17 protein-coding genes are annotated in these 26,357 nt (G+C 45.6%); 4 read left to right on the top strand and 13 right to left on the bottom strand.

Annotation, left to right across the window (positions count from 1 at the left end):
- Positions 1–80 precede the first annotated feature (80 nt).
- Both EXZ60_RS01300 and EXZ60_RS01295 read right to left on the bottom strand, forming a co-directional pair.
- Complete coding sequence (locus EXZ60_RS01300; RefSeq protein WP_026027404.1) at positions 81–479, bottom strand: OsmC family protein; 399 nt, start codon at positions 477–479, stop codon at positions 81–83.
- A 30-nt stretch (positions 480–509) separates the two neighbouring features.
- Positions 510–1,496 carry a Gfo/Idh/MocA family oxidoreductase gene (locus EXZ60_RS01295; RefSeq protein WP_017043149.1) on the bottom strand — a complete coding sequence of 329 codons (987 nt, stop codon included), beginning with the start codon at positions 1,494–1,496 and terminating at the stop codon, positions 510–512.
- Between the two features lie 849 nt (positions 1,497–2,345).
- Between EXZ60_RS01295 and EXZ60_RS01290 the strand changes: the two genes are divergently transcribed.
- Positions 2,346–2,789: a cytidine/deoxycytidylate deaminase family protein gene (locus EXZ60_RS01290; RefSeq protein ID WP_010319355.1), complete on the top strand. Its 444-nt coding sequence runs from the start codon at positions 2,346–2,348 to the stop codon at positions 2,787–2,789.
- Between the two features lie 77 nt (positions 2,790–2,866).
- Here EXZ60_RS01290 and EXZ60_RS01285 read toward each other — a convergent pair whose 3' ends face one another.
- The 6 genes from EXZ60_RS01285 to EXZ60_RS01260 all read right to left on the bottom strand — a co-directional run bounded on the left by EXZ60_RS01285 (position 2,867) and on the right by EXZ60_RS01260 (position 12,783).
- A complete protein-coding gene (locus EXZ60_RS01285; protein ID WP_346780460.1) occupies positions 2,867–3,379 on the bottom strand; it encodes a cupredoxin family protein in 513 nt (170 codons plus the stop codon).
- A gap of 76 nt (positions 3,380–3,455) precedes the next feature.
- Complete coding sequence (locus EXZ60_RS01280) at positions 3,456–6,584, bottom strand: efflux RND transporter permease subunit (protein ID WP_277435145.1); 3,129 nt, start codon at positions 6,582–6,584, stop codon at positions 3,456–3,458.
- Positions 6,581–8,083, bottom strand: coding sequence for an efflux RND transporter periplasmic adaptor subunit (locus EXZ60_RS01275; RefSeq protein ID WP_277435144.1), 1,503 nt, complete (start codon positions 8,081–8,083; stop codon positions 6,581–6,583). The genes EXZ60_RS01280 and EXZ60_RS01275 overlap by 4 nt, the downstream gene beginning before the upstream one ends.
- A gap of 9 nt (positions 8,084–8,092) precedes the next feature.
- The gene (locus EXZ60_RS01270) at positions 8,093–9,505 is read right to left on the bottom strand and encodes a TolC family protein (RefSeq protein WP_277435143.1); all 1,413 of its coding nucleotides are present in this window, start codon (positions 9,503–9,505) and stop codon (positions 8,093–8,095) included.
- Between the two features lie 82 nt (positions 9,506–9,587).
- Positions 9,588–10,004 carry a hypothetical protein gene (locus tag EXZ60_RS01265; RefSeq protein ID WP_094125608.1) on the bottom strand — a complete coding sequence of 139 codons (417 nt, stop codon included), beginning with the start codon at positions 10,002–10,004 and terminating at the stop codon, positions 9,588–9,590.
- Positions 10,005–10,116: 112 nt separating this feature from the next.
- Entirely contained in the window at positions 10,117–12,783 is a 2,667-nt protein-coding gene (locus EXZ60_RS01260) for an ATP-binding protein (RefSeq protein WP_346780459.1), read from the bottom strand.
- Positions 12,784–13,298: 515 nt separating this feature from the next.
- On the opposite strand from EXZ60_RS01260, the gene EXZ60_RS01255 reads away from it, so the two are divergent.
- On the top strand, positions 13,299–14,741 hold the full coding sequence (locus EXZ60_RS01255; protein ID WP_277435141.1) for a glyceraldehyde-3-phosphate dehydrogenase: 1,443 nt from the start codon (positions 13,299–13,301) through the stop codon (positions 14,739–14,741).
- Between the two features lie 105 nt (positions 14,742–14,846).
- Here the strand turns inward: EXZ60_RS01255 and EXZ60_RS01250 are convergent, their stop codons facing one another.
- Together EXZ60_RS01250 and hcp are read right to left on the bottom strand one after the other, a co-directional pair.
- On the bottom strand, positions 14,847–15,902 hold the full coding sequence (locus tag EXZ60_RS01250) for a hybrid-cluster NAD(P)-dependent oxidoreductase (protein WP_064626622.1): 1,056 nt from the start codon (positions 15,900–15,902) through the stop codon (positions 14,847–14,849).
- Positions 15,903–15,997: 95 nt separating this feature from the next.
- Positions 15,998–17,659, bottom strand: coding sequence for a hydroxylamine reductase (gene hcp / locus EXZ60_RS01245; protein ID WP_017043140.1), 1,662 nt, complete (start codon positions 17,657–17,659; stop codon positions 15,998–16,000).
- 330 nt (positions 17,660–17,989) lie between these two features.
- On the opposite strand from hcp, the gene EXZ60_RS01240 reads away from it, so the two are divergent.
- Entirely contained in the window at positions 17,990–18,199 is a 210-nt protein-coding gene (locus EXZ60_RS01240; protein ID WP_064626983.1) for a hypothetical protein, read from the top strand.
- An 82-nt stretch (positions 18,200–18,281) separates the two neighbouring features.
- On the opposite strand, the gene EXZ60_RS01235 is transcribed toward EXZ60_RS01240, so the two are convergent.
- Positions 18,282–18,896 (bottom strand): LysE family translocator, encoded by a 615-nt coding sequence (locus tag EXZ60_RS01235; protein WP_013868407.1) that lies wholly within the window; start codon positions 18,894–18,896, stop codon positions 18,282–18,284.
- Between the two features lie 206 nt (positions 18,897–19,102).
- Here EXZ60_RS01235 and yjeH point away from each other — a divergent pair, with 206 nt between their 5' ends.
- Positions 19,103–20,365 carry an L-methionine/branched-chain amino acid transporter gene (yjeH, locus tag EXZ60_RS01230; protein ID WP_026027403.1) on the top strand — a complete coding sequence of 421 codons (1,263 nt, stop codon included), beginning with the start codon at positions 19,103–19,105 and terminating at the stop codon, positions 20,363–20,365.
- A gap of 128 nt (positions 20,366–20,493) precedes the next feature.
- Here the strand turns inward: yjeH and EXZ60_RS01225 are convergent, their stop codons facing one another.
- Positions 20,494–22,230, bottom strand: a complete 1,737-nt coding sequence (locus EXZ60_RS01225) for a methyl-accepting chemotaxis protein (RefSeq protein WP_064626621.1) — start codon at positions 22,228–22,230, stop codon at positions 20,494–20,496.
- A 139-nt stretch (positions 22,231–22,369) separates the two neighbouring features.
- Positions 22,370–26,338: a response regulator gene (locus EXZ60_RS01220; RefSeq protein WP_277435140.1), complete on the bottom strand. Its 3,969-nt coding sequence runs from the start codon at positions 26,336–26,338 to the stop codon at positions 22,370–22,372.
- Positions 26,339–26,357 lie beyond the last annotated feature (19 nt).

The raw sequence follows: 26,357 nt of genomic DNA, 5'->3' as shown, positions 1-26,357 counted from the left end.
AATTTCAACCAACCTGTAACGCACAGGAAAAGGCAAGATCAGAGCATATTGCTTTTTCCTAGTCTTATTGATTGAATGGCTTAAACAATCGCCCAACTGTGAGTCATTGTGACACCTTTGCCTAACATTAAGCAGACAGAACAGTACTTTTCTAATGAATCGGTCGTCACTTTTTCAACGACATTAGGGTCAAGATCAACGCCTGATACGTCGAAATGGATATTGACTAGCGTAAAAATCCGCGGCGCAGTTTCACGGCGCTCAGCCGTCAATTTGGCGTTACATGCAGTGACCTGTTGATTAGCCGATTTTAAGCCATCAACCACATCCACAGAGCTACAACCTCCCGCAGCCATCAGAACCATCTCCATCGGGCTAGGCGCGGTTGCACCACCACTGCCATCCATCACCACCGAATGACCAGATTGGGATTGGCCCAAGAACTTGAAATTTTCGACCCACTTTACTTCAGCTTGCATTATTTTTGCTCTCTTCTCTGTGCGATGAAACTACAGGTTATCGGTTGGAAAAATCACGCCCGTTTGGCGACGTATTTCTGTCAATAATTTGGAAACGGTGAGTGAGCGTAATTTGCATTGCTCATCTATTGTCTTGTTCTGTATCTGATCTGAAAATTTTTGTGCTTCGTAAAACATGCGGTTGGCGTGTTGCTCAATACTCAGATCTTGGGTTTGACCACTACGGTTAATTCTCGTAATGCGGTTGCAGGTAGAAATCATCTCAACGTGCAGTGCGGCCTCTTCACCTTGAATTTCGCTCGGCAAATAGGAGTCACTGGTTTTTGAATGCATTAATAGCACATCAAAACCGTCATATCCTAAGATCACACTGCCGTTACCATCAACCCCCGTCTCCAGTAAATGCGCTTGGGCTTGTACCGATTTAGGCTCACCAAACAGTTCAATGGCTGAGCCCAAACAGTAATAACCAATATCCATGATCGAACCATTAGAGAACTCGGGCAAAAAGGTATTGGGCATCTCACCTTTGAGATATTTAGGGTAACGAGAGGAATACTGGCAGTAGCTGAGCACCGCTTTACGGATAGCGCCAATCTGCGATAGCTCTTGTTTGAGAACGGAAAAATTGGGCAAATGTGGGGTTATAAAAGCCTCAAATAATACTACGCCATGCTGTTTGGCAACTTGATACATCTGCTGTGCTAATGAGAAATCAGAAGCCAGCGGCTTCTCACAGATAACATGTTTGCCCGCTTGCATCATTTGAATCGACTGTGGACCATGCAGTACATTCGGGCTGGCGATGTACACGGCATCCACATTGTCACTCTCACCTAGGCTCTTAAGGTCAGTAAACAAAGCAGGAGCATCGTATTTTTCGGCAAATTGTTTCGCCCTGTCCAGCGAACGGGAATAAACCGCTACTAGCTGAAATTCCCCCGTTTTTAATGCCCCTTCGATAAATTGGTCAGTAATCCAGTTGGTTCCAATAACGGCTAAGCGAATCATCATCATATCCTTTCATTATTTTCACCTATTATCTGGAGTTACTCCGCAGGAAGCAATGTTAACCTCACCACTTATTATTTTCAGGTGGCCATTATTTTCAGGTAACCAAAATAAAGAAAACCCCACTAAGCTCTCGCTTAGTGGGGTTCCAGTTCTTACTCGCAGCAATCCAGCTACTGATAAGTGCTCCCTGCATCAATTCCTTGATAGTCTGCTGATTCCCTCAGCACATTCCCTTTCATCGCCTTCCTAGCGGTGTCCTTAACTCCGTCGTCCCGACAGATTTGTGCACTTTTCCTTTGCACCGTCCATTAACTTTCCTTGATAACCATCCTAGTTATTCAGCATCCAGCTAATGTCCTTCGCTATCCTTGCCGATCATTCTTCCTGAATTATCGAATCTTCGTCCTGAAGATGACCTATCCTTGGGTCTTTCCTGTTCCGTGTCCGCTTCCTGCTGACAACTTCAGATTACGGATTTCACTTTTTTCAGCAATCCCCCACCTGTTGTTTTTTCTCTACAAGAAAGACACCGAATGAAAATTATCATTTAAATTCAAATAATTACAGAAATTCAATCTCTTTTTATTGCATAGCGAAACGTTAAAGTCTCACGATACGTGTAAGAGATCTCTCACAAACTTAATCCTATAATTGCCTATCGCCGCAGCTAAGATCCCCGCACGAAATGAGATAGAGCTCTCACTCTAATACTGATTGGCACGGCTGAATTCTGTTTAGAAATGAGAATTGCTCTAGACTAAGTGTGAGAAAACTAGGATATTAATGTCGATCTTAATCACATATCTCCCTCGCTACTGAGGAAATGCAAGAAAATCGTCAGAGGAACAACACATGATTTCGAAATGGGCACAGCGCTTTTACCAAATGGCAGAACTTGTTGGCTCTTGGAGTAAAGATCCCTCCACGCAAGTCGGCGCAGTGATCACTAAGCAAAATCGCATCGTTTCGGTTGGATTTAACGGTTACCCGCATGGTATTTCAGACAGTGCAGGCACCGATGATCGTGATATGAAATACCTCAAAACACTGCATGCTGAGGAAAATGCCATCCTATTCGCCAAGCGTGATTTGGATGGTTGCGAAATTTATGTGACACATTTTCCTTGCCCAAACTGTGCAGCAAAAATCATTCAAACTGGGATTTCCGCAGTACACTGCCCAGAGCAAACAGAAGACTTCTTATCCCGTTGGGGTGATAAGATCAAAGTCAGCCAAGATATGTTTTTACAAGCGGGTGTTAAAGTAAACTGGCTACCGCTTAGTGATTTGAAATAATTAATCAATGGTCAAAAAAACCGCCCTGCCAAATTGGAAGGGCGGTTTTTTCTTTTAACGAGTTAGCGTGACAACTTTTACTGAAGCTGAATTTCCTTAATCATCCCAGCTTCAGCATGGCCGGGTATATTGCAGGCGAACTCAACATTATTATCACCATGGAAGTGCCATAACAGTTGTTTCGCTTTACCCGGTGCCACGGTGACGGCACTGCCACCATCATGTTTATGATTGCCCATTTGGCGCATCATTTCTCGGTGTTTTAGCTGCTCCTCGGCTGAACCAATCGAAAATTCGTGCTCAATTTTACCTGTGTTCATAACGACAAATTGCACCACATCATCAGGTTCAATATTCACCTCCTTTTTGAAGGTTATTTTCATGTCATCCGAGAGTAAAACATGCACCACTTTATCGGGTTTTGCTCCTTTAGCAGGCATGCCGACTTCTGACATGTCATCCATCGCCATGTTCATCGTGTCTGTTTGCTTCATCGCCATACTGCCATGGTCCATTTTGCTATGGTCCATTTCAGCCATGACAGAAGAGGTGAACAACGCCAGTGAAAGTGTAATTAGTGTTTTTTTCATTTTGATTTTCCTTAAATTGATTCAGTTACTATTTATTTTCCGATTGGTGCTTAGTTTATACTTTGCCAACTGCACGCTATTTGAGTGTTGCGATTTCACGGTTTTTCCATAGTTTGAATACCGCGGGTAGTACCAATAAGGTTAGTAATAGTGCTGAAGCCATGCCTCCAATCATGGGGGCGGCAATGCGCTGCATTACCTCCGAACCGGTTCCCGTGCCATACATAATCGGGATCAGGCCAATAATAACTGTCAGTACCGTCATCATGACTGGGCGCACGCGCTGTCCTGCTCCTTCGCCAATGGCATTGATGAGATCTTGGCTGTCAATGGCCGCACCATTTTCCTGTGCATCAATTTTTTTGTAGTGCCAAGCTTGGTTTAAATAAACCAGCATGATCACGCCAATTTCTACCGCAACACCTGAAAGTGCAATAAACCCCACCCCCACGGCGATTGAAAAGTTGTAGCCAAGGTAGTGCATCAACCACACGCCACCCACCATCGCCAGCGGCAATGTCGCCATAATGATCAACACTTCTCCGATTCGACGGAAACTGAAATAGAGTAGCAACATGATGATTGCGATCGTGATCGGTGCGACGACACTCAAGCGTGCTTTTGCTCGCTCCATGTATTCATATTGACCAGACCACACGAGAGAATATCCCGCTGGCAGCTGTAATTGCTCCGCTACCGCTTGTTGCGCCTCTGCCACATATGAACCGAGATCGCGTCCATCAATATCGACAAAGACCCAGCCGTTTGGCCGTGCGTTTTCGGTTTTGATCATCGGCGGGCCGTCTTCGTAGCGAATATCAGCCACATCGGCCAAGGCCAAACGTGCACCGTTTTGAGTCACCAAAGGTAAGTTTTGCAGCTTCACTACCGAATCACGGTAATCTTGCGGGTAACGTACATTGATCGGATAACGCTCTAACCCCTCAATGGTTTCCCCTACATTCATGCCCCCCACTGCGGTTGAAACTACTTGTTGCACATCTTTAATGCTTAGCCCATAGCGCGCCGCTTGTAACCGATTGATGTCTATCGTTACATAACGGCCACCAGCCACACGTTCAGCATAAACCGATGCCGTGCCTTGAACGCGGTTAAGGATAGGTTCAAGCTGCGCACCGATGGTTTCAATCTGTTTGAGATCGGGACCCGCTATCTTGATACCAATCGGCGTTTTGATCCCTGTAGCTAACATATCGATGCGTGTTTTGATTGGCATCACCCACGCGTTGGTTAACCCCGGAAATTGCACTAAGCTGTCAAATTCCTTACGTAGCGATTCTGTGGTTACGCCTTCACGCCATTGATCGCGAGGTTTAAGTTGAATCACCGTTTCAATCATGGTTAAGGGCGCGGGATCAGTTGCGGTTTCTGCACGCCCCATTTTGCCCCACACGGTTTTGACCTCTGGTACGGTTTTGATGAGTTTATTGGTTTGCTGCAATAGCTCACGCGCCTTACCAATCGAGATCCCCGGATAGGTTGTCGGCATGTACATGAGATCGCCTTCATCTAATGGCGGAATAAACTCACTGCCTAATTTGCTCATTGGGTAATAAGCGGAAGCCATTAATGCCAAAGCCAATACAATCATGCTTTTGGGATAACGCAAACTCAGGTTGAGTAGTGGACGATAAAGTGCCACAAGCCCTTTATTGATAGGATTTTTGTGCTCGGAAATAATATTGCCACGCACAAAATAGCCCATAAGAACAGGGACGAGCGTGATCGCTAAACCTGCGGCGGCGGCCATGGCATAGGTTTTAGTAAACGCCAATGGCGAGAACATCTTGCCTTCTTGGCCTTCGAGTGCGAAGACGGGCACAAAACTTAACGTAATGATAAGTAGTGAGAAAAATAGTGGCGCACCGACTTCTTCAGCGGCTTTGCCAATCACCTGCCAGCGATTTTTGTCGGTCAGTGGGGTGCGTTCAATATGTTTATGCACATTTTCGATCATCACAATCGCCCCGTCGACCATAGCACCGATAGCAATGGCGATCCCCCCAAGTGACATGATGTTGGCATTGATACCTTGCCAGTGCATCACAATAAACGCCGATAGAATGCCCACGGGCAAACTCAAAGCAATCACTAATGATGAGCGGATATGGAATAAAAACAGCGCACACACGACCGCAACGACAATGAACTCTTCTGCTAGCTTATGCCAAAGGTTTTCAACGGCTTGATTGATCAAGGTTGAACGATCATAAGTGGCAACAATTTCGACACCTCCCGGTAAGCTGCGTTGGAGATCAGTCAATTTCGCTTTGACGTCATCAATCACTTGGCTAGCATTTTCACCAAAACGCATCACGATCACGCCTCCAACCGCTTCTCCTTCACCGTTAAACTCAGAAATACCACGACGCATTTGTGGGCCAAGGTTAATATCCGCCACATCACCTAACAATAATGGCGTTCCTTTGTCGGTCACTTTCAGTGGTAGCGCTTTAATGTCATCAATACTGGTCAGATAGCCACTGGTGCGTACCATGTGTTCGGCTTCCGCAACCTCAATCACTGACGCTCCCGACTCTTGGTTACCATTTTGGATCGCCGCATTGATTTGTTGTAAAGTCAGGTTATAAGCGCGTAGCTTTGCCGGATCAATTTGCACTTGATACTGCTTAACCATGCCGCCAACGGTAGCCACTTCGGAGACACCATTCACCGTTTGCAGCTCGTACTTCAAAAACCAATCTTGCAAACTGCGTAGCTGCGCAAGATCGTGTTGGCCGGTTTTATCTTGCAGTACATAACTGTAGATCCAGCCAACCCCCGTCGCATCCGGCCCCAAGGTTGGTTTGGCATTGGGTGGCAGTTTTGGCGTCACTTGGCTTAGATATTCCAATACCCGCGAGCGAGCCCAATACATATCGGTTTTATCATCAAAGATGATGTAGACGTAGGAATCACCGAAGAATGAATAGCCACGGACCGTTTCTGCCCCCGGAACGGCAAGCATCGCCGTTGTGAGCGGGTAAGTGACCTGATCTTCCACTACCTGCGGAGCTTGGCCGGGATAGCTGGTTTTGATGATCACTTGCACATCTGAGAGATCCGGTAAAGCATCAACAGGCGTGTTCTTTACACTGTAAAGTCCGCCCAAAGTGAGAAACAGAGCCGCCACCAACACCAAAAAACGGTTATTGATCGACCAACGAATAATCGCACCAATCATTGTTGACCTCCTAACGTTTCTGCGGCGGTAATGTTCGTCTCACTATTTGCCTGCTCACTCGCTTCCAGTGCTTTTAGTACATATTCGTCACCCTGTTTTGCCACTAGAAATCGAACCCTTTGCCCTTCAGCAAATAAGCTGAGATCCAACGCCTCGTCGACCGTGAAATTGATCTGACCTGCTTGCCAACCCCATTTGCTTACCGGTTTATAGTTAAGTGTGAGCATCCCGAAATCAGCCATAAGCGTACTGATGTCTCCCGTAAGCCAAGCTTCATTGGCAGCTTCCACCCCATTAATACGTGATAAATCAGCGCTTTGGCTCGACTCTGAATCTAATAGGAAATGCGCCGACGTGACGACCGTGTCTTGCTCCGTTAACCCTTGTAAAACTTCAAGGCGCTCGCCTGCTTCGCGGCCAACTTCAACCCTTGCTGAACGGTATTTGCCATTTCCTTTAGCAAGTACGACGCGCGTCATGCCGCCCGAATGAATGACTGCTGATTTAGGAATGGTGAGCACCGCTTGTTGCGATACGGGCTGCAAAGCGATATTGGCGAACATGTTAGGCTTCAACTCCCCCTTCGGATTGAGAAATTTCAAACGCATACGCAGCGTTCGGGTTTTCGGATCCAAAATGGGATAGACGTAATCTATCTTCCCTTGCCACTCCTTGCCGGGAATAGCATCCAGTGTCATTGACGCTAAACTACCCGACGTAATCCAATGTGCTTGGCGCTCGAATACCTCAGCATCAACCCACACTTCGTTTAAAGAGCCTGCGCTTATCACTGCTTGCGCTGGCGATAAGTAACCCCCTTCGCGAATATTCAAACTCGCAATCACCCCATCAGCAATGGCTTTGACCTCTATCGATTGAGTGGCTTTGCCTCGAGCGATAATCTGTCTGATCTGTGCACGATCAACCCCTAGTGAAACCAAACGCTCGGTTGCGCCTTTCAGTAAACTTTCACGGCTGGCTCGATGAGCATTTAACAGCTCCTCTTGCGCTTTAACCAATTCCGGAGAGTAGAGCGTAAATAAGACATCGCCTTTACGAACCTGCTCTCCAACCGCATTAATGTTCAGTTTTTCAACCCAACCAGCAACGCGAACGTTCGTTTGCCACAATAAACTGTCATCAAATGCAATGTAGCCCACTGTCTCAATACGTGGAGATAACTGCGCAAACACCACGGGTTCCGTTTTCACACCCAAGTTATTTTCGACCGCAGCACTGATGGTCACCGTGCCACTCTTCTCTTGTGCTTGCGTCGGCGATTCGGTGTACACAGGGATGAGATCCATCCCCATCGGCGACTTACCCGGTTTATCACGTTTATAGTTTGGGTCCATCGGCGCAACCCAATACAGCGGTTCAGACATCGCATTGGTTGAGTTCATTGTCTCCATATCATGACCAGACAGGTATTGATTGATACTAAACCCCAGTAATCCACCTATCGCTAAGGAAAATACGGCTATGTTTAATGATTTCATTGAGTTCTCCTACTTTTCTACAGGCGTAAGTGTTTCTAAAGAGGCAAGTGAAGGGGCAATAGCTTGAAAATCGAACCCATTTAATAGATAAGCGAGGTTACTTTTGGTTAGGTTTAAATCGGTCATTAGGCGTACTTGCTCTAATTGCAGCGCTAGTTCATCGCTGGCGGCACTGACGACATCATTAAACTGGGAGGTATTGTTTTCATAGCCTCTCTCAACTGCTTGAGTGCGGGCTTTCGCTTGCGTTAATAAGGTGGTTTGATAGCGCGATAAACGCTGTTCGAGGTTCATTTTATCAACCAATAAGGCATTCACTTTGGCGTTCATCTGCGCCAATAGAACATCGCGCTGTGATTTAGCCGCGCCCACTTGATATTGCGCCGCAGCGTGGTTTCTATCTTGGCGGCTCCCCGTAAACAGCGGGATATCCATGGTGAGATAAGCACTGACCATATCGGCTGCGGGTCCGCCTTGCATGCTGCTTGCCTGACGATAGGCGTACATCACTTCCACACCAAACTGAGGTTGATAGGCCGCTTGTGCTATTTCGACTTGCGTTTGGTTGGTGTGAATTGCCGCTTCGGCCATGCCGACCATCGGGTGCGTGACCAACAAAGCGTAGTGAGTGGTGCTGTCGTTAACCGTAACCAATTGCGCATCTAAACGGGACCAGTTCACTGACTCTTCAGCGGCTAACATAGGCTGTTCAACCAACCAAGCGCTACCTAACCATTCGGATAATTGCGACACAATGCGTTGCTGCATTTGTTGATTGGCTTGTAATTTTTCATCCAACTTGGAAACTTGTAACTGCGCTTGCAGCAGATCTTGCGCTTCGCTTTTACCTAATGAATAGTTCGTTTCAATAAAACCAACCAGCTCACGCATTAAGGTTTGGTTTGCCCGCACAATACGTTCAGCGCGTTGTTGGTAGCCTAACTCTAACCATAATTGAGTCATGCTGTTTGCCACTTCCAACTCACGTAAATTAACCTGAAGCGCAACGCCAGTGGCTTGTTGCTTTGCTTTTTTCGCTTGTAATGCCAAGCTTGAACCCCGTTCAAACTGCTGCATTAAGCCCACAGAAATGTTAGTCATAGGATCTTCATCAAACTTAAAACTATCAGTGGGCAAACCACCAAAGCCAACTTTGATCTTAGGATCCATCAGGGTTGAGCTGGCCATTCCAGTTTCTTGTATTGCTTGAGACTGAGCAAAATATTGCTTGCGGACGGCATCATTCGATAATGCAGCGTCAATCAGCTGAGCTAATTGTTTTGCATGCGAATCTGGCTGAGCCATCGCGGCTTGTGGGGCTGCATTCACCATCAAGGGGAATGACAAAACGCCCACTATACTGATCGACCAAGCGATCACAGAGAGTTTAAAGTTCACAATAAAATTCCATCTTTCATGCATCGCAAAAGGTTGAGATGCAACAGAGAGTCACGAACCTAGTTAAAGGCCGCACAAACACGCCATAGGCGTAATGAAAGGGAAATTAAACGATAGGGGGACGGTAAAGTGAGCGGGCGACCATCACAATGCCACGCGTTGCTTCTGCATTGATCAACAATAAAACCGCGTGAGGTGTGAAGGGTTGGTGTTCAGTGATAAAGAAAGCTAACGTGGTCATGCACATGACGCTGCAACAGGAATCAACACCTTGGTCGCTGTGATCGATGCAATCGTTACTCATCGCTGATGAAGTCATGTCACTTGCATCAGAATCATGGTGCGCAGCGTTCATATTTGAGCAGTGTTGCGGCGGGTTTGCATCGTCAGTCACTGAATGGGATACAGCCGAAGTCGGTGACATTGTGATCGCCATTAAAGGTGCACTAGACACTAAGCTTGAAGCAAGCAGCGTCATCATCACCAACATGGAAACCCAAATTGTATGCAGCGAAAGTTGCATATCCAATATCACTATCTGACTGAAAACTCCCACAGACTAAAGCTTTCCCTAGGGGTAAGGTCAATTAATTTAAATTTCGAAAATCGATAAAAATAGCGATTAGGCTATCTTCTCAAGAGTTCGCCACTTGCAGATCGCTAAAAATATCAAAAAGTTGCTTGGATTTATAAGGTTTGGGCAAATACGCATCCATGCCCGCGTCAAAGCAGCTTTTAATATCCTCCTCCAAAACGCTGGCGGTTAAGGCGATAATGGGTAATTTTTCAACGCCTTGCTCTTTTTCCCATTCGCGGATTTTCTTAGTCGCGGTTAAGCCATCCATCACTGGCATCATGCAGTCCATTAACACCGCAGCAAAATGTCCCCCTTGGGTGATGGCATCTACCGCTTCTTGCCCGTTGTTGGCCACCACATAACCAATCCCTGCTTTTTCAAGGAAGAAGCTGGCGATTTTTTGGTTCATCAAATTGTCTTCAACGATCAAAATACGCTTATGATTGCACTCTAAGTAGTCTAACTGACTCTCCTCGACTGGCGTTAAAAGCGTTTCTGTATCGGCCACTAATGCTTTGAGGGCACGTTCAAAACGCGCCCCTAAAAAAGGCAACGTGATACTTGCCTGCGCAAGATGAATTGCGTCTTTGTTGACGAACAAGTGATGCTGCAGAACCACTATTTTTGCACTTGAAAAATGCTCACGCAGCGCAATGAGATCCGATTGCATGCTGTGGCTTAAGCTTTGGCAATATAAAATACATACGGCGCTAAGCCCACTCTTGACTGCTTGTTCAACATCACGTGCTTCATTGAGTTGAATCCCCCATTGAACGCATTCACGCCGAATAGCGGATGAGTAGTTAGACATATTGGTAATTAACAACGCCTGCGTGGCAAGAGGCTCAACTTGCGGCTGATCTTCGGCAACCTTAATGGGAACGACAAATTCAAAGCAGCTACCTAAGCCTTTAGTGGACTGTACATGAATGTCACCCTGCATCAGATCGACTAATTGACGGCAGATAGCCAACCCTAGCCCAGTCCCGCCAAAACGACGGGTAATACTGCTATCTTCTTGAATAAATGGATCAAAAATCGTATTCAACATCTCTTTATCGATGCCACTTCCCGTATCGGATACAGCAAAACGTATCGAGGTTATATCGCCCGTTTCTAAGGTTAAACCCGTGTTGACATAACCATCTTTGGTAAATTTCACCGCATTGGACAACAAATTCATCAAGACCTGCTTCAGACGATATTCATCCGCGATGATAAAACGAGGTAATGTAGGGTCGAGATAAATATTAAGCTCGATATGCTGGCTCAACGCTTTCGCGTTCACCAAGTTCACCGTGTCGTATACCAATTCAGCGAGTTCAAAGCGATGTGGAGCAAGCTCCAAGTTGCCTGATTCAATTTTAGATAAATCGAGAATATCGTTAATCAAGATCAGCAACGCTTGCGAAGAGGTATCAATATCGGCCAGGATTTCACGCTCATTCCCCGTAAACTCGCTGCGTGACAATATTTCAGTCATACCGATGATTCCATTAAGAGGCGTTCGGATCTCATGCGACATATTGGCTAAGAACGCGCTTTTGGCTCGATTAGCGGCAATTGCCGCTTCCTTTGTTTCCACCAAAGCACTCTCGTACTGTTGCTGTTTCTCAATAATATGGTTGAGATTGATCGTAAAACGGGAAAACTCATCTTTGCCATCAATCGGGATCTGTTCAATGCCGTTCTGCTTTTCACGCAATCGACTCATGGTATTGATGATCCGCTTGAGCTTTGACGAGATGCGAGATGAGGTACTTGCTCCTAGCACAAACAGCAGCGCCAACACGGCCAACAGCGATGCCGATATACTTAACATACTCATTTTTTCTTGCTGGAGACGCACATTCAGTTGAGCCGATAAGTGTTGGTTGACACTTTGCACCAGTTTATCTATCGCCAAGTAACGCTCTTCCACATTTTTGACATAAGAAGCTAATGCTTGAGGATCGGCTTCATTACTAACGATTTTTTCGCGAATCAAAGCAGCTTGGCGAAATTCAGGTTGCGTAAACAACTGCACCAGTTGTTCGAGTTGAGCGCCGTTATCAATGATACGTTCGAAGTATTGTTGCTGGCGCTCAACAGCTTGAAAGTATTCTGTTTGTCGAGATTGAAATACCCCTTTATCCATGGTTAATTCTTTGATTAACCACGCCTCTTTTTGCACCCAAAATGCAAACCAATGCAGGTCGCTATACACCAGATCCAAGGTATGGATATCAACAGGCGCAAGAAAACTGTTGGTTTTTTGCAGATCGGCCATCACTTCATACAAAAGATTAAATACTTGGCGGCCTAATTCTAGGGTCTCGCTTTGTGAGGCCGACGGCAACTCATCCAACAAATGGTGAAGGTCAAGCACACGGTTTTCTATCAATGTACGGTTACTTTTACTCCCAAAATGACTATTTGTAGAACCTGTATCCAGCACAATTTTATCCAGCGATTCAGCTAGCTCCTGCTTGAGCTGCGGCCGAGAGTCCTCGCTATTTTCGCTGCGCAGCTGCGCACTGAGCAAGGTATAAAAAAGGGCTGAACTGGTGGTGACCTGATTGATTGCTCCAATCTTTTGGTTCAACACATGGTATGTGTCTAAACGGCTTTCAAATGGGAGGAATAGACGCCATGCCACAGCCAGAATAACCAGTGTTGGTATGAGGCAGAGTAAGAACAAGCGTGCCTTAATTGAGAAGTGGGTAAGTATTACCATTGTTATCATCCTTGGAAGTAATACATCCTAGCCAATGGTTAAATAGTAGACGTTATTTTATGCGTCTGCGCTCTTATTAAGATAAAACCAGCGCAGTAACGAAAGCATTGCGTGTCACGATTCATCCAATAAGCGTGATGGTGAATTAACCGAAAACTCACCACATTGTAAGATAACAATTTGAATCTAATCTCATTTTTATGAAAAAGAAAAACCATTCCACATCAAATATTTGAAGCAGACCATTATCATCACAAAATAAGTCGCGACTTTAGAATTTGTCAATATCTCTAACCACCGCCAAAAACCACTCAATACGCTGATTTTTACCTAGTTTTCAGTAAAAAATGTCGTCATTATTTTTGCTAGCAGAATAACCATTCCACATTTACAATCCGGCCACATAAAAACAACAATAAACATCGACTTGTATCTCAGCACAGATGACCGTGCAAGATACGCGTTCACCAGCCCTACACTGTGAACATTACTGCTTAACATAACGTGAAAGGTCCCAAGTCAATATGAGCCCAGAGAAACATCTCTCAGACTGGCAAGCCAGCCAAACGATTGCTGAATCTATGTCTCCCCTTATCGGTCAGCTTTATCGCCAACAAGGTGTTGAAGTGGTTTTATTTGGAAAAACACTCATCAACGCCACCACCATTGATATCATCAAAGCACATCGCGTTGTCCGTCGCTACACGGGCGAGGCGCTTTCAACCCAGCAAACGATGTCGATTTTACAAAAGTTGACCACGCTTGCTCTGTCGCCATGTCGTATCGACATTGGCCAACTTGCTCATCAATTTTGGCAACAACATGGTGATGAACATGGCCTTGAGGATTACCTGCTAACGGCGCTTAATGGTGCGTTGAATGGTGAAACACTCAGTGAGCCTAAGGATGTGGTGCTGTACGGTTTTGGTCGTATTGGTCGCTTGCTGACTCGTCTTTTGATAGAAAAAAGTGGCCCGGGCTATCCACTGCGCTTGCGAGCGATTGTCGTTCGTGGGGGTAAAGCAGGAGATTTAGAAAAACGGGCAAGCTTGCTACGCCGTGACTCAGTTCATGGCCAGTTTAACGGCAGCATCATCATCGATGAGGCTCGCAAGGCCATTATTGCCAACGGCAATTATATCCAAATCATCTACGCCAATAAGCCACAAGAGGTTGATTATTCACACTATGGTATTCATAACGCGTTAGTGGTCGACAATACTGGTGTTTGGCGTGATAGCGAAGGGCTTAGTCAACACTTGAACTGTCAAGGGGCAAGTAAGGTGCTGCTGACAGCACCCGGCAAAGGTGAGATTAAAAATATCGTGTTCGGCGTAAACCACGCTGATATTCAGCCCGAAGACACCATTATCTCAGCCGCCAGTTGCACCACCAACGCCATCACACCAGTACTGAAAGCGATTCATGATCAATATGGCGTACTTTCTGGCCATATCGAAACGGTGCACTCTTTTACCAATGACCAAAACCTTATCGACAATTTCCATTCAGGTGAACGACGTGGCCGCAGCGCATCGCTCAACATGGTGTTAACCTCAACGGGTGCTGCCAAGGCAGTTGCCAAAGCGTTACCTGAACTCGCTGGTAAGTTAACCGGTAATGCAATTCGAGTCCCCACGCCAAACGTGTCGATGGCCGTAGCTAACCTCAACTTAGCCAATGCAGTGAATAAGCAAGATCTCAACGCATATCTACGTGAAATGGCGCTTAACTCGCCACTTTCAGCGCAAATTGATTACACCGACTCAACAGAAATTGTCTCCAGTGATTTGGTTGGCTCTCGCCATGCTGGCGTGGTTGATGGCGCAGCGACGATCGCTCAAGATAACCGTTGCGTACTCTACATTTGGTATGACAATGAATTTGGCTATAGCGGCCAAGTTGTACATTGTATGGAGCAGATGATGGGCGTTCGTTACCGAACTTTCCCAACTATCGCCCAGTAAACGGCTTAATATTGTTTTTATCTCCACAACATAATAATAGTGAGTGTTTATCTCACCTCCCCTGCTTGCCGCCTTTTGATATAAGGCGGCTTTTTTATGAAGTGATCAGTTCAATGAGATTTCAACGTCCGAAACTAATGTGCTTGAACACGCTAAGGCATAGCCTTGTTCAATCTCTTGTGCGCTTAATGTTTCGGTGCTCAAACGCTCGACTATACCCACCTTCACTTTGCATTTGCACGATCCGCATATCCCACTTCGGCAAGCCGCAATCACTGGTACATTACCTTTCTCTAACGCATCGAGCAGTAAACTGCCCTTTTTCACGGTCACGGATGATGCAAACGCTGGCGTGCTGACTGTCACCTCCTGAGGCTCAATCTCGTCTTGATCTGAGCTCTCTTGTTTGTGGTGGCTCACTTCGCTTTCATACACTGATGGCGTAAAACTCTCTTCAAAGAAGTGTGCCATATCAAAATTCAGCCGTTGTAGGTAGCTTTTAACATCTTGCATAAAACCAACGGGACCGCACAGATACACACTGCGCTCGGCAATATCAGGGCACAATCGGACTAACCAAGCCTGAGTCAACCGCCCTTGTTGATGCGAGCTGCCCGTCGTCTCTTTGAGCAGAAGTTTTAAATGAAACTGCGGATAACATTGTGCCAGTTGTTGCAGCTCTGCGTAATAAATGGTGTCGGAAACACTTTTGGCGACATGAATAAAATCGATCTCAATGTCGCCTTGTCGCAGCCATTGTTGCGCCATAGCCATCACAGGGGTAACACCACAACCCGCACTGATCAGTGTCACTTTTCGTTTCGGCGCGCAATCTACACTGTTAAATGCACCCTGCGGTTGTAGCACCGAGACCGTATCGCCAACACTCAATGCATCGACAATATGGTTTGAAACCTTTCCGCCTACTACTCGTTTAACCGTAAAGCGCAGAAAGTTTTGCTGTGGCATTGAACTGATGGAGTAAGCACGAAACGCCACGCCTTCTGGTAATTCAAAGCCTAAAGTTGCAAATTGACCCGGTTTAAAATGAAAGGCGCTCTCTTCTTTCGAGGCCAGTTCAAAACTGACGCTTTCCTCGGTTTCTGCCCATTTTTGGCGGCAAGTTAATTCAAGCACATCTTGGTAAGCCCAAGCTGACATACCCATCCCTCATACAATACTTTTTTCAAATCATGCTTTATTCAAACATCTTAAGCGGCATTAGGCTCTGAATACGCAGAGCCTAATGCTGACGATTACGCAGCCAAAATCGTTTTTAAATCATTCTCAGCAGTAGTAATTCCTCGTAGATCGAACTCTTGTTGCAAAATCTTCATCAAGTTTTCGGTGAGGAATGCTGGTGCGGTTGGGCCGGTATAAATTCCTTTCACACCTAACGCGAGTAGCGTCAGTAGAATAACAATCGCCTTTTGTTCAAACCAAGAAAGAACCAATGTCAGTGGGAGATCATTCACACCGCAATCAAACTCACTGGCCAGTGCGAGTGCCAGTTGAATCGCTGAATACGCATCGTTACATTGGCCAACATCCAATAACCGCGGTATGCCATTGATGTCACCAAATTGATTTTTATTGAAGCGGAATTTGCCACACGCCAACGTTAAAATAAGGCTATCTTCCGGCGCTTGCGTTGTGAAATCAGTGTAGTAACTGCGTTCAGATTTATCACCATCACAACCTCCCACCAGGAATAAGTGCTTGATGTGGCCCTGTTTGACTTGTTCAATCACGGCTGGCGCGGCCGCCATTAATGCATTACGACCAAAACCAACCGTAATATGTTGCTCTATTTCATCGTGTTTAAAACCGGGCTGGGCTAACGCGCATTCGATCACTTCACTAAAATCGTCACCTTCAACGTGTGCCACACCCGGCCAGCCGACAATACTGCGGGTAAATAGGCGGTCGGCATACTGCCCTACATTCGGGTTGAGCAAGCAGTTTGATGTCATCACGATTGCACCGGGGAAGTTAGCAAACTCTTTTTGCTGATTTTGCCAAGCGCTACCATAGTTGCCCACAAGATGCGGATATTTATTTAGCTGCGGGTAAGCGTGAGCAGGCAACATCTCACCATTGGTATAGACATTAATGCCTTTGCCCTGAGTCTGTTGCAGAATTTTTTCCAGATCATGCAAGTCATGGCCTGAAACCAAGATGCACTTACCCGCTACCGTTTTCACATTGACGCTCGTAGGTTCAGGGTGACCAAAGGTTTCGGTTTCACCCATATCTAACATCTCCATAATGCGGTAATTAACCATACCAATTTGCATTGCCGTATCGAGTAACGCTTGTAGGTCAGTTGGATCAGTGCCAAGCCAAGCCATAATTTGGTGGTATTCAGCGTACACGGCTTGATCACTTTGGCCTAAAACGCGAGCGTGTTCTAAGTAAGCCGCCGCACCCTTTAACCCATATAAGCAAAGTAAACGCAAACCAATCACATCTTCATGTAGGCTTTCACGCCCACGGTTAACGGCCGCTATCGGTGCAAAGGCCAACAGAGCCTCTTTGGTCTGTGGTAATTCAAATTTGGCAGCAGCAGAGAGCTCAGGCAATTCAAATCCGACTAATACCGCAGCCGCTCTCACGTTTTCTTCCAAACGTTGACGATACTGCGTGGAGTCTTGAACGAGTTCAAGGATACGTTCAGGATCGAAATTGACATTGGTTAACGTGGCAAAGAAGGCTCTGGGAGCCCATTGATCAATTTCTTGATCGATCACACCACACGCTCGACCTAAATTGGCCCAAAAAGAGACGCCCTGTAATGAATACACTAATACATCTTGTAAGTCTGAAACTTCAGCCGTTTTACCGCACATGCCTTGAGAGTAGGCACAACCTTTTGCCACAGGGGTTTGAATGGTTTGTTCACATTGAATACAGAACATTATTTTAGCTCCAGTTATTTGAGGCGTGTCGATCACGCTTATTATCCGAAGCCTTTAGGGCATAATACATGCCAAAATATAACCACTTGTTTTTAAAAAGAATAAATAAAAAACCATACAACAACAATGTCAATTTGACTGCCAAAAAATAACAAATAAAGACACCAAGGTGTCAAAATGACTCAAAATTTGAACTATCTGTCAGAGTCCCAATATTATTGGGGGAATGAACGTCGTCCATACAACTCCAAAAAATTAGAGACACAACATTCATGTTGGATTCATCTTGGCTGCGTTAACCTAGCTTCAATTCAGAAAGAGGTACAGGTTATGAATAGATTTATTGTGACTACATTTGCGCTGATTGTAGGGTTTTTCGCGTTGATGCTGAGTTTACTGCTCGCCATTCCTCTCGCTATTGCAGCGATCATCACTGGCAAACGTATAGAAAAGCAGCTCAAGCGCTACACCTTTACGTCAAAAAGCGGCTACGTTATTGAAGGTGAATATGAAGAAAAAACTCAAGCACACTATCGATGAACAACCCTATTCGCACTCTTTCATTGGCACGGCGAAACTCATTAGAAGCGGGAGGCATTTCCTCCCGTTTTTTGGGTATTAGCTAAAGAGTCATGACGACGCGGATGGCAAGCGCAATCAGTACTACGCCCGACAAACGGTCAATCAATACGGCACGCGCGCGCAGTTTATCGAGTAATATTGGGCTAGAAAGAATTAAGGTGATGAATGTATACCAAAGCCCGTCCACTAAAAATGGTGTTAACACAATAATGGCTTTGCTACTCAGTTCGTTGCCGATGGCGACAAATTGACTGAATAACGCGATGAAAAATAGCGCGATTTTAGGACTAAGCAGAGAAATCAATAATCCCTCTTTAGCCGACTGCCACACACTGACCGTCTCACCCGATTCTAATTTAGCCGCCACACCCCCTTTTGAACGTAATGCATTGATACCCAAATAGGCCAAATACAACGCGCCTGCATAGCCTACTGTCTTAAACAGTAAGGGGGATTGATGCAGTACAACCGCTAAGCCAATTAAGGTAATGAAGGCATAGACACCAATACCAAATGCGTGCGCCCACGCCGTTGCAAACCCATTTTTACGCCCACCAGCGAGGCTGTGTTTGGCCACCATTGCCAAGCTTGGCCCTGGCGACATCGCGCCTAAAATACAAATGGTAAATAGTGATAACCAAACGGTGAATGTCATGGATTTCTCGCTGTTGTTTCGGTGATTTAAGGTAATGACGATAACGAAATGACTCGCATAACGCTACCTGAATGTGGCGCTGCCCAAACGGCCTGATATTGCAGGTGAGCCGTTGCACTCAATGGGCATAGGCAAACTGAGATAGATGCATATTATTTCGCATCAGCGTATGCTAACCGCCAGAACGATATTTGGGAACGGAAGCCGTGAATAAGTTAAAACAAGAGATCACCTTGCTGTCTGGCATTGGACAACTTTCCACCACTTTAATGGGAACAGGGCTATTTATGATCCCAGCGATTGCCGCTGGGATTGCAGGTGAGCTCTCACTGTGGGCATGGCTACTGCTGTTTGTGGCGATTTGCCCGATTGCACTGACGTTTGCCGCTCTGGGTAAGCGTTACCCTAACGCCGGCGGAACCGCCTACTTTGTCCGCCAAGCTTTTAACGCTAAGTTGGAACGCTCGGTTGCTTGGCTTTTTGTCAGCGTGATCCCTGTCGGCGTTCCGGCCGCTGTCGCATTGGCGGCAGGCTTTGCTCAACAACTCCTCCCTGCGCCACTGAACTCGGCGCTGATGGCGCAAGTATTAACCGTACTGTTGCTGATTGCGGTCAATTTGGCGGGCACCAAATCTTCCGGGCAGTTACAAACCGTTATTGCGCTGAGCATTTTCGTATTAGTTGGTGCTTTTTTCTGGATAGGCGATGTTGGTGCTGCAGATTTAACCATGCCCGCACTCAGCACGGACAGTATTTGGCCGATTGGCGCTGCACTCGGAGTGATGTTCTGGTGTTTTGTTGGCATTGAAGCGTTCGCTCATATGGGAGAAGAGTTTAAAAACCCACAGCGCGATTTTCCGATCGCGATCATTGTCGGCTGCTTTGTGGCTGGAATCACCTATTGGGCATGCTCGGTAGTCATCCTCAAATTTGGTGCGTATGGCAGCGCAGAATTTGATAGCACCTCCATTCCTTGGCTGAGCGAACAAATTTTTGGTAGCAGTTTGGCAACGGTGATAAGCCTTATCGGCTTTTTTGCATGCTTTGCGAGCATCAATTTATACACGCAAAGCTTATCTCGCATGGTGTGGGCACAAGCAAGGCAATATCGACCAGAAAGCGCAATCGCTAGAATTTCAATCCGCGGCGTTCCAGCCAATGCAACCATTGCTGTTGGAGTTGTATTAATGGCTTCTTGCCTGCTTGGTGAATGGTCTGGTCTCAATCTGGAATTTTTCCTAAAACTTGCGAATGGAATCTTTGTCTTAGTTTATTTGTTAGCGATGTTCGCCGCTTATAAATTGCTCAGTGGCATCAACAAACTGTTGGCGGCGATTTCGTTGATCCTCTGCACTGCGGTATTTATCTGCTTAGGCTGGTCAATGCTGTATGCTCTGACTATCTTCATTTTGCTCTCTTTACCTTGGCAACGTTTGGCAAGAAGAAGTCAGCCGAAGCAAGAGCTTTAACGTATCGCTTACCTTGCGGTATTACCATGACCACTTAAGTGTGCATCATTCTGTAAATAAAAAATTTTGCCAAACAAAAGGCTCTCAATACAGAGAGCCTAAAAAATAGCAAGGGGAGGATATTAAATTTAAGTGCGGATGTGCTTAATCGCGCTGTTTAATTCATCGACATTACGTTGCAAATCAACAACGACTGGCCCGAGTTGATTGATGGCAACGTTCATATCCCCCGAAAGGGCTTTAATGTTACTAAGATTGCTGGAAATTTCGTCGCTCACAGCCAATTGCTCTTCTGTCGCAGCCGATATCGACGTATTCAATTTATGGATCTCAATCGCCGATCCTTGGATGGTACCAAGCGCTTCGTTCGCCACCGACATATTAGAGCGCGTTGACTGCATTTTATCAGCACTCACTCGGATCGTTTTGGTCGATTGTTCTGCTTTCTCTTGCAGCATCGAAATCATGCTCTCGATCTCACCCGTCGATTGTTGAGTTCGTTGGGCAAGTGAGCGTACTTCATCCGCTACCACCGCAAAACCTCGACCTTGCTCACCCGCACGAGCAGCCTCTATCGCCGCGTTCAATGCCAGTAGGTTGGTTTGTTCAGCAATCGCTTTAATCACATCAAGCACATTACCAACGTTATTAGACTCATTCGCAAGTTGCTGGATGATCTCGGATGTTTTGGTAAATTCACCCTCTAAATCACCAAATTCATGGGTCGTTTTATCAAAGACCTGTTTACTGGTACTGGCTTCTTTTTCCGCGCTGCCCGCATACTCTTCTGCCATGGTGGTGCTTTCTGCCACACTAGAGAGCGCCGATGTCATCTCTTCCATCGCCGTCGCCGCCATTTCAAGCTGTTGATTTTGCTGATTCGCCACTTTGACGTTTTGTTTGGTGACATCGCTTATCGTTTCAGAAATGGCCGAAATGGTGTGGTTTACTTGGTTTATTTTGCTAATGGTGGTGGCATAACTCCCAAGCACCTTATTAATGGTGCCGCCGATTATACCCAGTTCGTTGTGACTGTTATCGTCAACTCGCAAAGTCAAATCAGAATTTTTGTCTACTTGTTGTAGCAATTTAGCCATGGTATCAATCGGCTTCACTACTTTTCGGTTAACAATGGCATACCCAATAATGGCAATAACAAAAACGCTAATTAAGGAGATATTACCAATCAATACCGTACTTTTTACTTTCTGCGCCGCATCCATGAATTGTTTATTGGTTCGATTTTCTAATTCAATAAAGAACTTATCGATCGGAGCCATGATTTTGGCTTTCTCTTGATGGTATTCATTACTGTGTAAGAGAGAAATCGCCATATTACGGTCTGGCTCTTTTCTAACGGTGTAGTTGCCATTGCTATCAGGGTAAAGCCCCTTAACAGCATTCATCGCTTTGACTTCCATGTTCACTAAGCCATCTGAATTAGCTTGAGCTTCTTTGAGCAAACTAAACTCTTGCGGAGTAAAACCAAGATCCGTCATCATTTGGTTGAGAGAGATATTCTTACCGTCTGCTTTAGGTTTTTGTCCATATTGCAACACAAGGTCCCAATATATCGTGTGATAGTTCTGCGGGCGAGGTTTCTTACCATTACGAATATCAAGAATATCCATGTACATTTTTTCATACTTTTCATCGCCACTGACCACATAAGTTCGGCCCAACCGAGTTAAGTCATCAGAGCTTTGACGAAGCTCATCGGCCGCTTGGTAAGATTGATAACGAACTTGAGCCATATTATCAACTTGTTGCATTAGCCCATTGAGCTGTAATACCGTCACAACACTAATGACAATACCGATACCGATGACAGCAAACACGAGCTTCATGGTGTTGTTGATATTCATAAAAGTATCCTTCTTCATTTATCAACGAAATTATTTCTGTTTATTCATTGTTATTATTGCTCTTAGCATAGGATGAGAATGGCCAAAATGTCGAATTTTACGCCACAATTATTGCATCAATTTTAAGCACCATCATACTTCAACTTATTTTTTCAGTCGGTACTGGCAACTGAGCCAATACCTCTTTAGCCGCTTCAAAATCAAAATCTTCAATCGCATGCATCAAACTTTTCTTTTGCTCGTCAGACCATAAATTGCATTGTTTAATTTGGTGGATCATATGAATCGCATCAGCATCGTAGTTTTCAACACATTGCACTAATTGTTGGTAGAGCAACGCAATATCACGGTGCTCTTGCTGCGGATATAATTGTGTCTGCTCCCAATCCCTTAACTCATCCAACAAAGTAGACATGAACTTTGAGACCGTGTTGAGATCTTGAATGGCGGGTTTCGTATGTCGCTGCACTACCCCTTCCATCTCGTTGGCTAGCTGCGCAATAGGCTCAATCCCTAGATTAGCCGCTGAACCTTTTAGGGTGTGCATCACTCGCTCTGCCTCTTCCCACTGCCCCTTATCAATCAATTTAGGGAATTGCGCTATTTCTTGCTGCTGGCTGGCAAGGAAGTGATCCAATATTTCAAAGTATCGCTGCGCATTGCCACCAATTCGGAAAATCGCTTGCTCCACATCAATACCCGTCAATTCTGGGTAGCCAGTGCTCAGTTTCACTTGATCCGGTAATACCGTAGAGGGTACTGGCGTGGTTTCATTAGCCTTTAAATATTTGCGCAGTACCTGATACAAGCGCTGTACATCAATTGGTTTCGCCACATGATCATTCATACCTGCATTTAAACAGTGCTCGACATCTGAAGACATCGCATTGGCGGTCATTGCAACAATCGGTAGCGTTTTCCACTCCTCATGTTGGCGGATCTCTTTCGTCGCACTGATACCATCCATAATGGGCATCTGCATATCCATCAGCACTAAATCAAAAGCTTCTTTCTGCAATTTCGTCAAAGCTTCTTGTCCATTATTAGCAAGAACAATGCTCAATTGAGTACTTTCTAACAGGCCGAAAGCCACCTCTTGGTTCACTTCGTTATCTTCTACCAAAAGCACTTTTTGCCCAATAAATGTTGGCCTTGTATCATGATCAAGATACTCATGGCTCTGCCTTAATTGCTCGATGCCGTAGCTGTCCATAATGGCATCAAGGAGATTTGATGGGTTCACAGGTTTCACAATCAAGGCATCGACTAATTTACTGTTTTCTCCCACCAAGGAGATTTCTCGGCCATAAGCCGTGACGAGGAATCGTTTAGTGTTATCAAAAACACCCAATGGTTTCATTCTCTGCAGCAACTCTATGCCATTCATACCCGGCATATTCCAATCAATAAACAGCATATCAAAATGCGTATTGCGAATTTCATCTAGCGCCTCAAAACCGTTACTGACTGACTTCGCTTCAAAATGCATCGCATTGAGCAATGTCATTAAAATATTACGCGCCGAGTCATTATCATCGACTACCAACGCACGTTTGCCTGCTAGAGCGCTGAGTGGCTTAGCGATATCGCGCATTTTGGCTTCTTGCAGCCCACACTCAACCGTGAATTCAAAGGTGGATCCTGACCCTTCTTCACTGTGAACTTGAATGTCGCCACCCATCAATCCGACTAGCTGTTTACTGATGCTAAGCCCCAAGCCCGTGCCTCCATATTGGCGAGTAATGCTATTATCAGCTTGAGAAAATGCAGAGAATAGAGTGGCTACGTTAGATTCAGCAATGCCAATACCTGTATCAGAAACGGTAAACTTCAAGGTCACGTTGGCGTCGTTTTGCCCCACGACTCGCGCCGAAACGATGATCTCCCCTTGTTCGGTAAATTTCACCGCATTGCCACATAAGTTAACGAGAACTTGCCCCAAACGCAGCGGGTCGCCCACCAAGCCCACTGGAATGTGTGGGTCGATATCTAATAAAAACTCGATGTTTTTCTCTTGGGCTTTTAGCGAAATTAAGGTGGTGAGGTTATCCAATACCTCATCAAGGCTAAAATCAATGTGCTCAACATTCAGCTTGCCCGCCTCTATTTTGGAAAAATCCAAAATGTCGTTAATGATGCCAAGCAAGTTTTTCGCCGATTCATTAATCCGTGAAATGTATTTTTGTTGCGTAGGATTGAGCTCGGTATTGAGCGCTAGATGGGCCATGCCCAAAATGGCATTCATTGGTGTACGGATCTCGTGGCTCATGTTCGCGAGGAAATCGCCTTTGGCTTGGCTCATGGCATCCGCGGTCTCTTTAGCTTCTCTTAATTGCTCTTCCATCTGCTTGCGATCGGTTAAATCAAGCAAAATTCCGACAATTCCAGAGACTTCACCGCGATTATTTTGGAAAGAAGCTTCGTATACCAACATCTCTCTTTTGTGGTGCGAAGCGTCATAGAGAGACAATTCGTAATCTTGCGAAGACTGCTCCTCTCCAAGCCTTTTATGTACTTGGGCAAAAATGGTCGCCGTTTCATTTTGAAAGATATCTTGCGGCGATTTACCGATAATTTGCTCGGCCGACAGGCCAACTAAATCCATAAACTTAGCGTTAATGGTGAGATACGTACCCAAGGCCGACAAGCAATACATGGGGTTCGGCGTCGCATCGAGGATCTCTTGATTCAGTTGAGATTGTTCGAGTACTTTCTGCTCGGCTCGTCGCTGAATTTCAATGTTTTGGCTCAATTGAATACTGACCGATAAGTCATCCAACATTTGCGATAACCACTGAAATTGCAAACTCGACAACGACCCGATGGTACCCAGCTCTAGTAAAGCGACAGGATGCTGATTGACGTGCAGCGGCAAATAATACACTTCGTTAATAACTAACTTGCCACCGTTAAATTCAATGTGACAGTTGCCATCGAGTGCTTTCATCGCATAGGGCTGGCCACTGAGCAGCACGCTAAGCTGCGTCGATGATGGATCGGTGTATTGTCTGGCCGAGTTCTCACCATAACCCACACCAGCCACTCGTTTTAATACGCCCTCTTGATAGATGTACATGCCAACCATTTCCAAAGGAAATTGATGCAGTAAGAATTGCGTAACTTCATTACACAAACGGTCCGTAGAATCGTTTTTGCGCAGGATGATATTGAAATCTTTAAGCAAGGTATTTTGGCTAAGCTGCTCAGCGATGTGATGAAACACCACATTCAAACTGTCGATAAAATGTTGTAGCTCTGCATAGGCAGTTTGAGTGATCGTAAAAGCGTAATCTTCCCGTTTGACTTGAGTCACAACCGTTTTGAGTAGCTGACTTAACGGATTGATGTAAAGACGCCACAGCAGAACAAAGGAGGCGATGATCACGCTGAGTAAGGTTAATACTAACGCCAAGTTTATCCATTCATAACGCAGCGCTTCGCTATCGGCACGTTGAATGTTTTGCTCCATGCGTTGCATGATCGATTGATGCGCAGAACCAATCGCCTGCATAATTTTCGCCTTTTCCGCGAAGTATTGCTCACCATAGAGAATAGCCCGAGCCAATTCCAGATCCGGCTCACCTGTGTCGACAAATTCGCCTTGGCTATTCTTTTTCCATCCTTTGATGGCCATGAAGGCTTCTCTTTCGAGTAACACCAGTGAATCAGACAAAGTAAGCGCATTTTTGAGCTCTAAAAACTCCACCGATTCAATGCCCGAAAGACGCATTCTATCGAGTAACGAAGGGTTGTCTGGTGTGCCACCCAGTGAGCGGGCAAGTAGTTTGTTTTGTGCAACGACATCCCAAAATTCGTACTCATTCCCTTTCGGTAAAGGCACAGAACCATTTCTGACGCTCAGCACATAATTAAAAAGGTTGAGCCACTTTTCATCGCCAGTCGAAGCGTAGGCTCGGGCAAATTTGGTTAAGTGATCTGAGCTCTGCTTCAACTCTTGTGACAGACGATAGAAACGGTAAAGTTCGTCGTTCAGTTGTCGGCTCTCAGTTCTCAGAGCGGCTACTTTGTCTGTGATACTAAACATCGCAATGGAACATAATCCCATAGCAATAAATAAGACGGTGAATAAAGTTCGGATGGATCGCATGTGAAGCGCCTTCTTAATA

The sequence above is a fragment of the Vibrio sp. 1151_11 genome, assembly GCF_029478525.1.
Lineage (GTDB): Bacteria > Pseudomonadota > Gammaproteobacteria > Enterobacterales > Vibrionaceae > Vibrio > Vibrio anguillarum.
This window is presented reverse-complemented; position numbering and strand designations above follow the sequence as displayed.

Excerpts from the sequence above, each read along its gene's own strand:
- EXZ60_RS01255 (WP_277435141.1), top strand. The coding sequence starts at position 13,299 with ATGAGCCCAGAGAAACATCTCTCAGACTGGCAAGCCAGCCAAACGATT.
- EXZ60_RS01290 (WP_010319355.1), top strand. The coding sequence starts at position 2,346 with ATGATTTCGAAATGGGCACAGCGCTTTTACCAAATGGCAGAACTTGTT.
- EXZ60_RS01265 (WP_094125608.1), bottom strand. The coding sequence starts at position 10,004 with ATGCAACTTTCGCTGCATACAATTTGGGTTTCCATGTTGGTGATGATG.
- EXZ60_RS01235 (WP_013868407.1), bottom strand. The coding sequence starts at position 18,896 with ATGACATTCACCGTTTGGTTATCACTATTTACCATTTGTATTTTAGGC.
- EXZ60_RS01295 (WP_017043149.1), bottom strand. The coding sequence starts at position 1,496 with ATGATGATGATTCGCTTAGCCGTTATTGGAACCAACTGGATTACTGAC.
- EXZ60_RS01300 (WP_026027404.1), bottom strand. The coding sequence starts at position 479 with ATGCAAGCTGAAGTAAAGTGGGTCGAAAATTTCAAGTTCTTGGGCCAA.
- EXZ60_RS01270 (WP_277435143.1), bottom strand. The coding sequence starts at position 9,505 with ATGCATGAAAGATGGAATTTTATTGTGAACTTTAAACTCTCTGTGATC.
- EXZ60_RS01220 (WP_277435140.1), bottom strand. The coding sequence starts at position 26,338 with ATGCGATCCATCCGAACTTTATTCACCGTCTTATTTATTGCTATGGGA.
- EXZ60_RS01225 (WP_064626621.1), bottom strand. The coding sequence starts at position 22,230 with ATGAATATCAACAACACCATGAAGCTCGTGTTTGCTGTCATCGGTATC.
- hcp (WP_017043140.1), bottom strand. The coding sequence starts at position 17,659 with ATGTTCTGTATTCAATGTGAACAAACCATTCAAACCCCTGTGGCAAAA.
- EXZ60_RS01275 (WP_277435144.1), bottom strand. The coding sequence starts at position 8,083 with ATGAAATCATTAAACATAGCCGTATTTTCCTTAGCGATAGGTGGATTA.
- EXZ60_RS01285 (WP_346780460.1), bottom strand. The coding sequence starts at position 3,379 with ATGAAAAAAACACTAATTACACTTTCACTGGCGTTGTTCACCTCTTCT.
- EXZ60_RS01250 (WP_064626622.1), bottom strand. The coding sequence starts at position 15,902 with ATGTCAGCTTGGGCTTACCAAGATGTGCTTGAATTAACTTGCCGCCAA.
- EXZ60_RS01280 (WP_277435145.1), bottom strand. The coding sequence starts at position 6,584 with ATGATTGGTGCGATTATTCGTTGGTCGATCAATAACCGTTTTTTGGTG.
- EXZ60_RS01240 (WP_064626983.1), top strand. The coding sequence starts at position 17,990 with ATGAATAGATTTATTGTGACTACATTTGCGCTGATTGTAGGGTTTTTC.
- EXZ60_RS01260 (WP_346780459.1), bottom strand. The coding sequence starts at position 12,783 with ATGATAACAATGGTAATACTTACCCACTTCTCAATTAAGGCACGCTTG.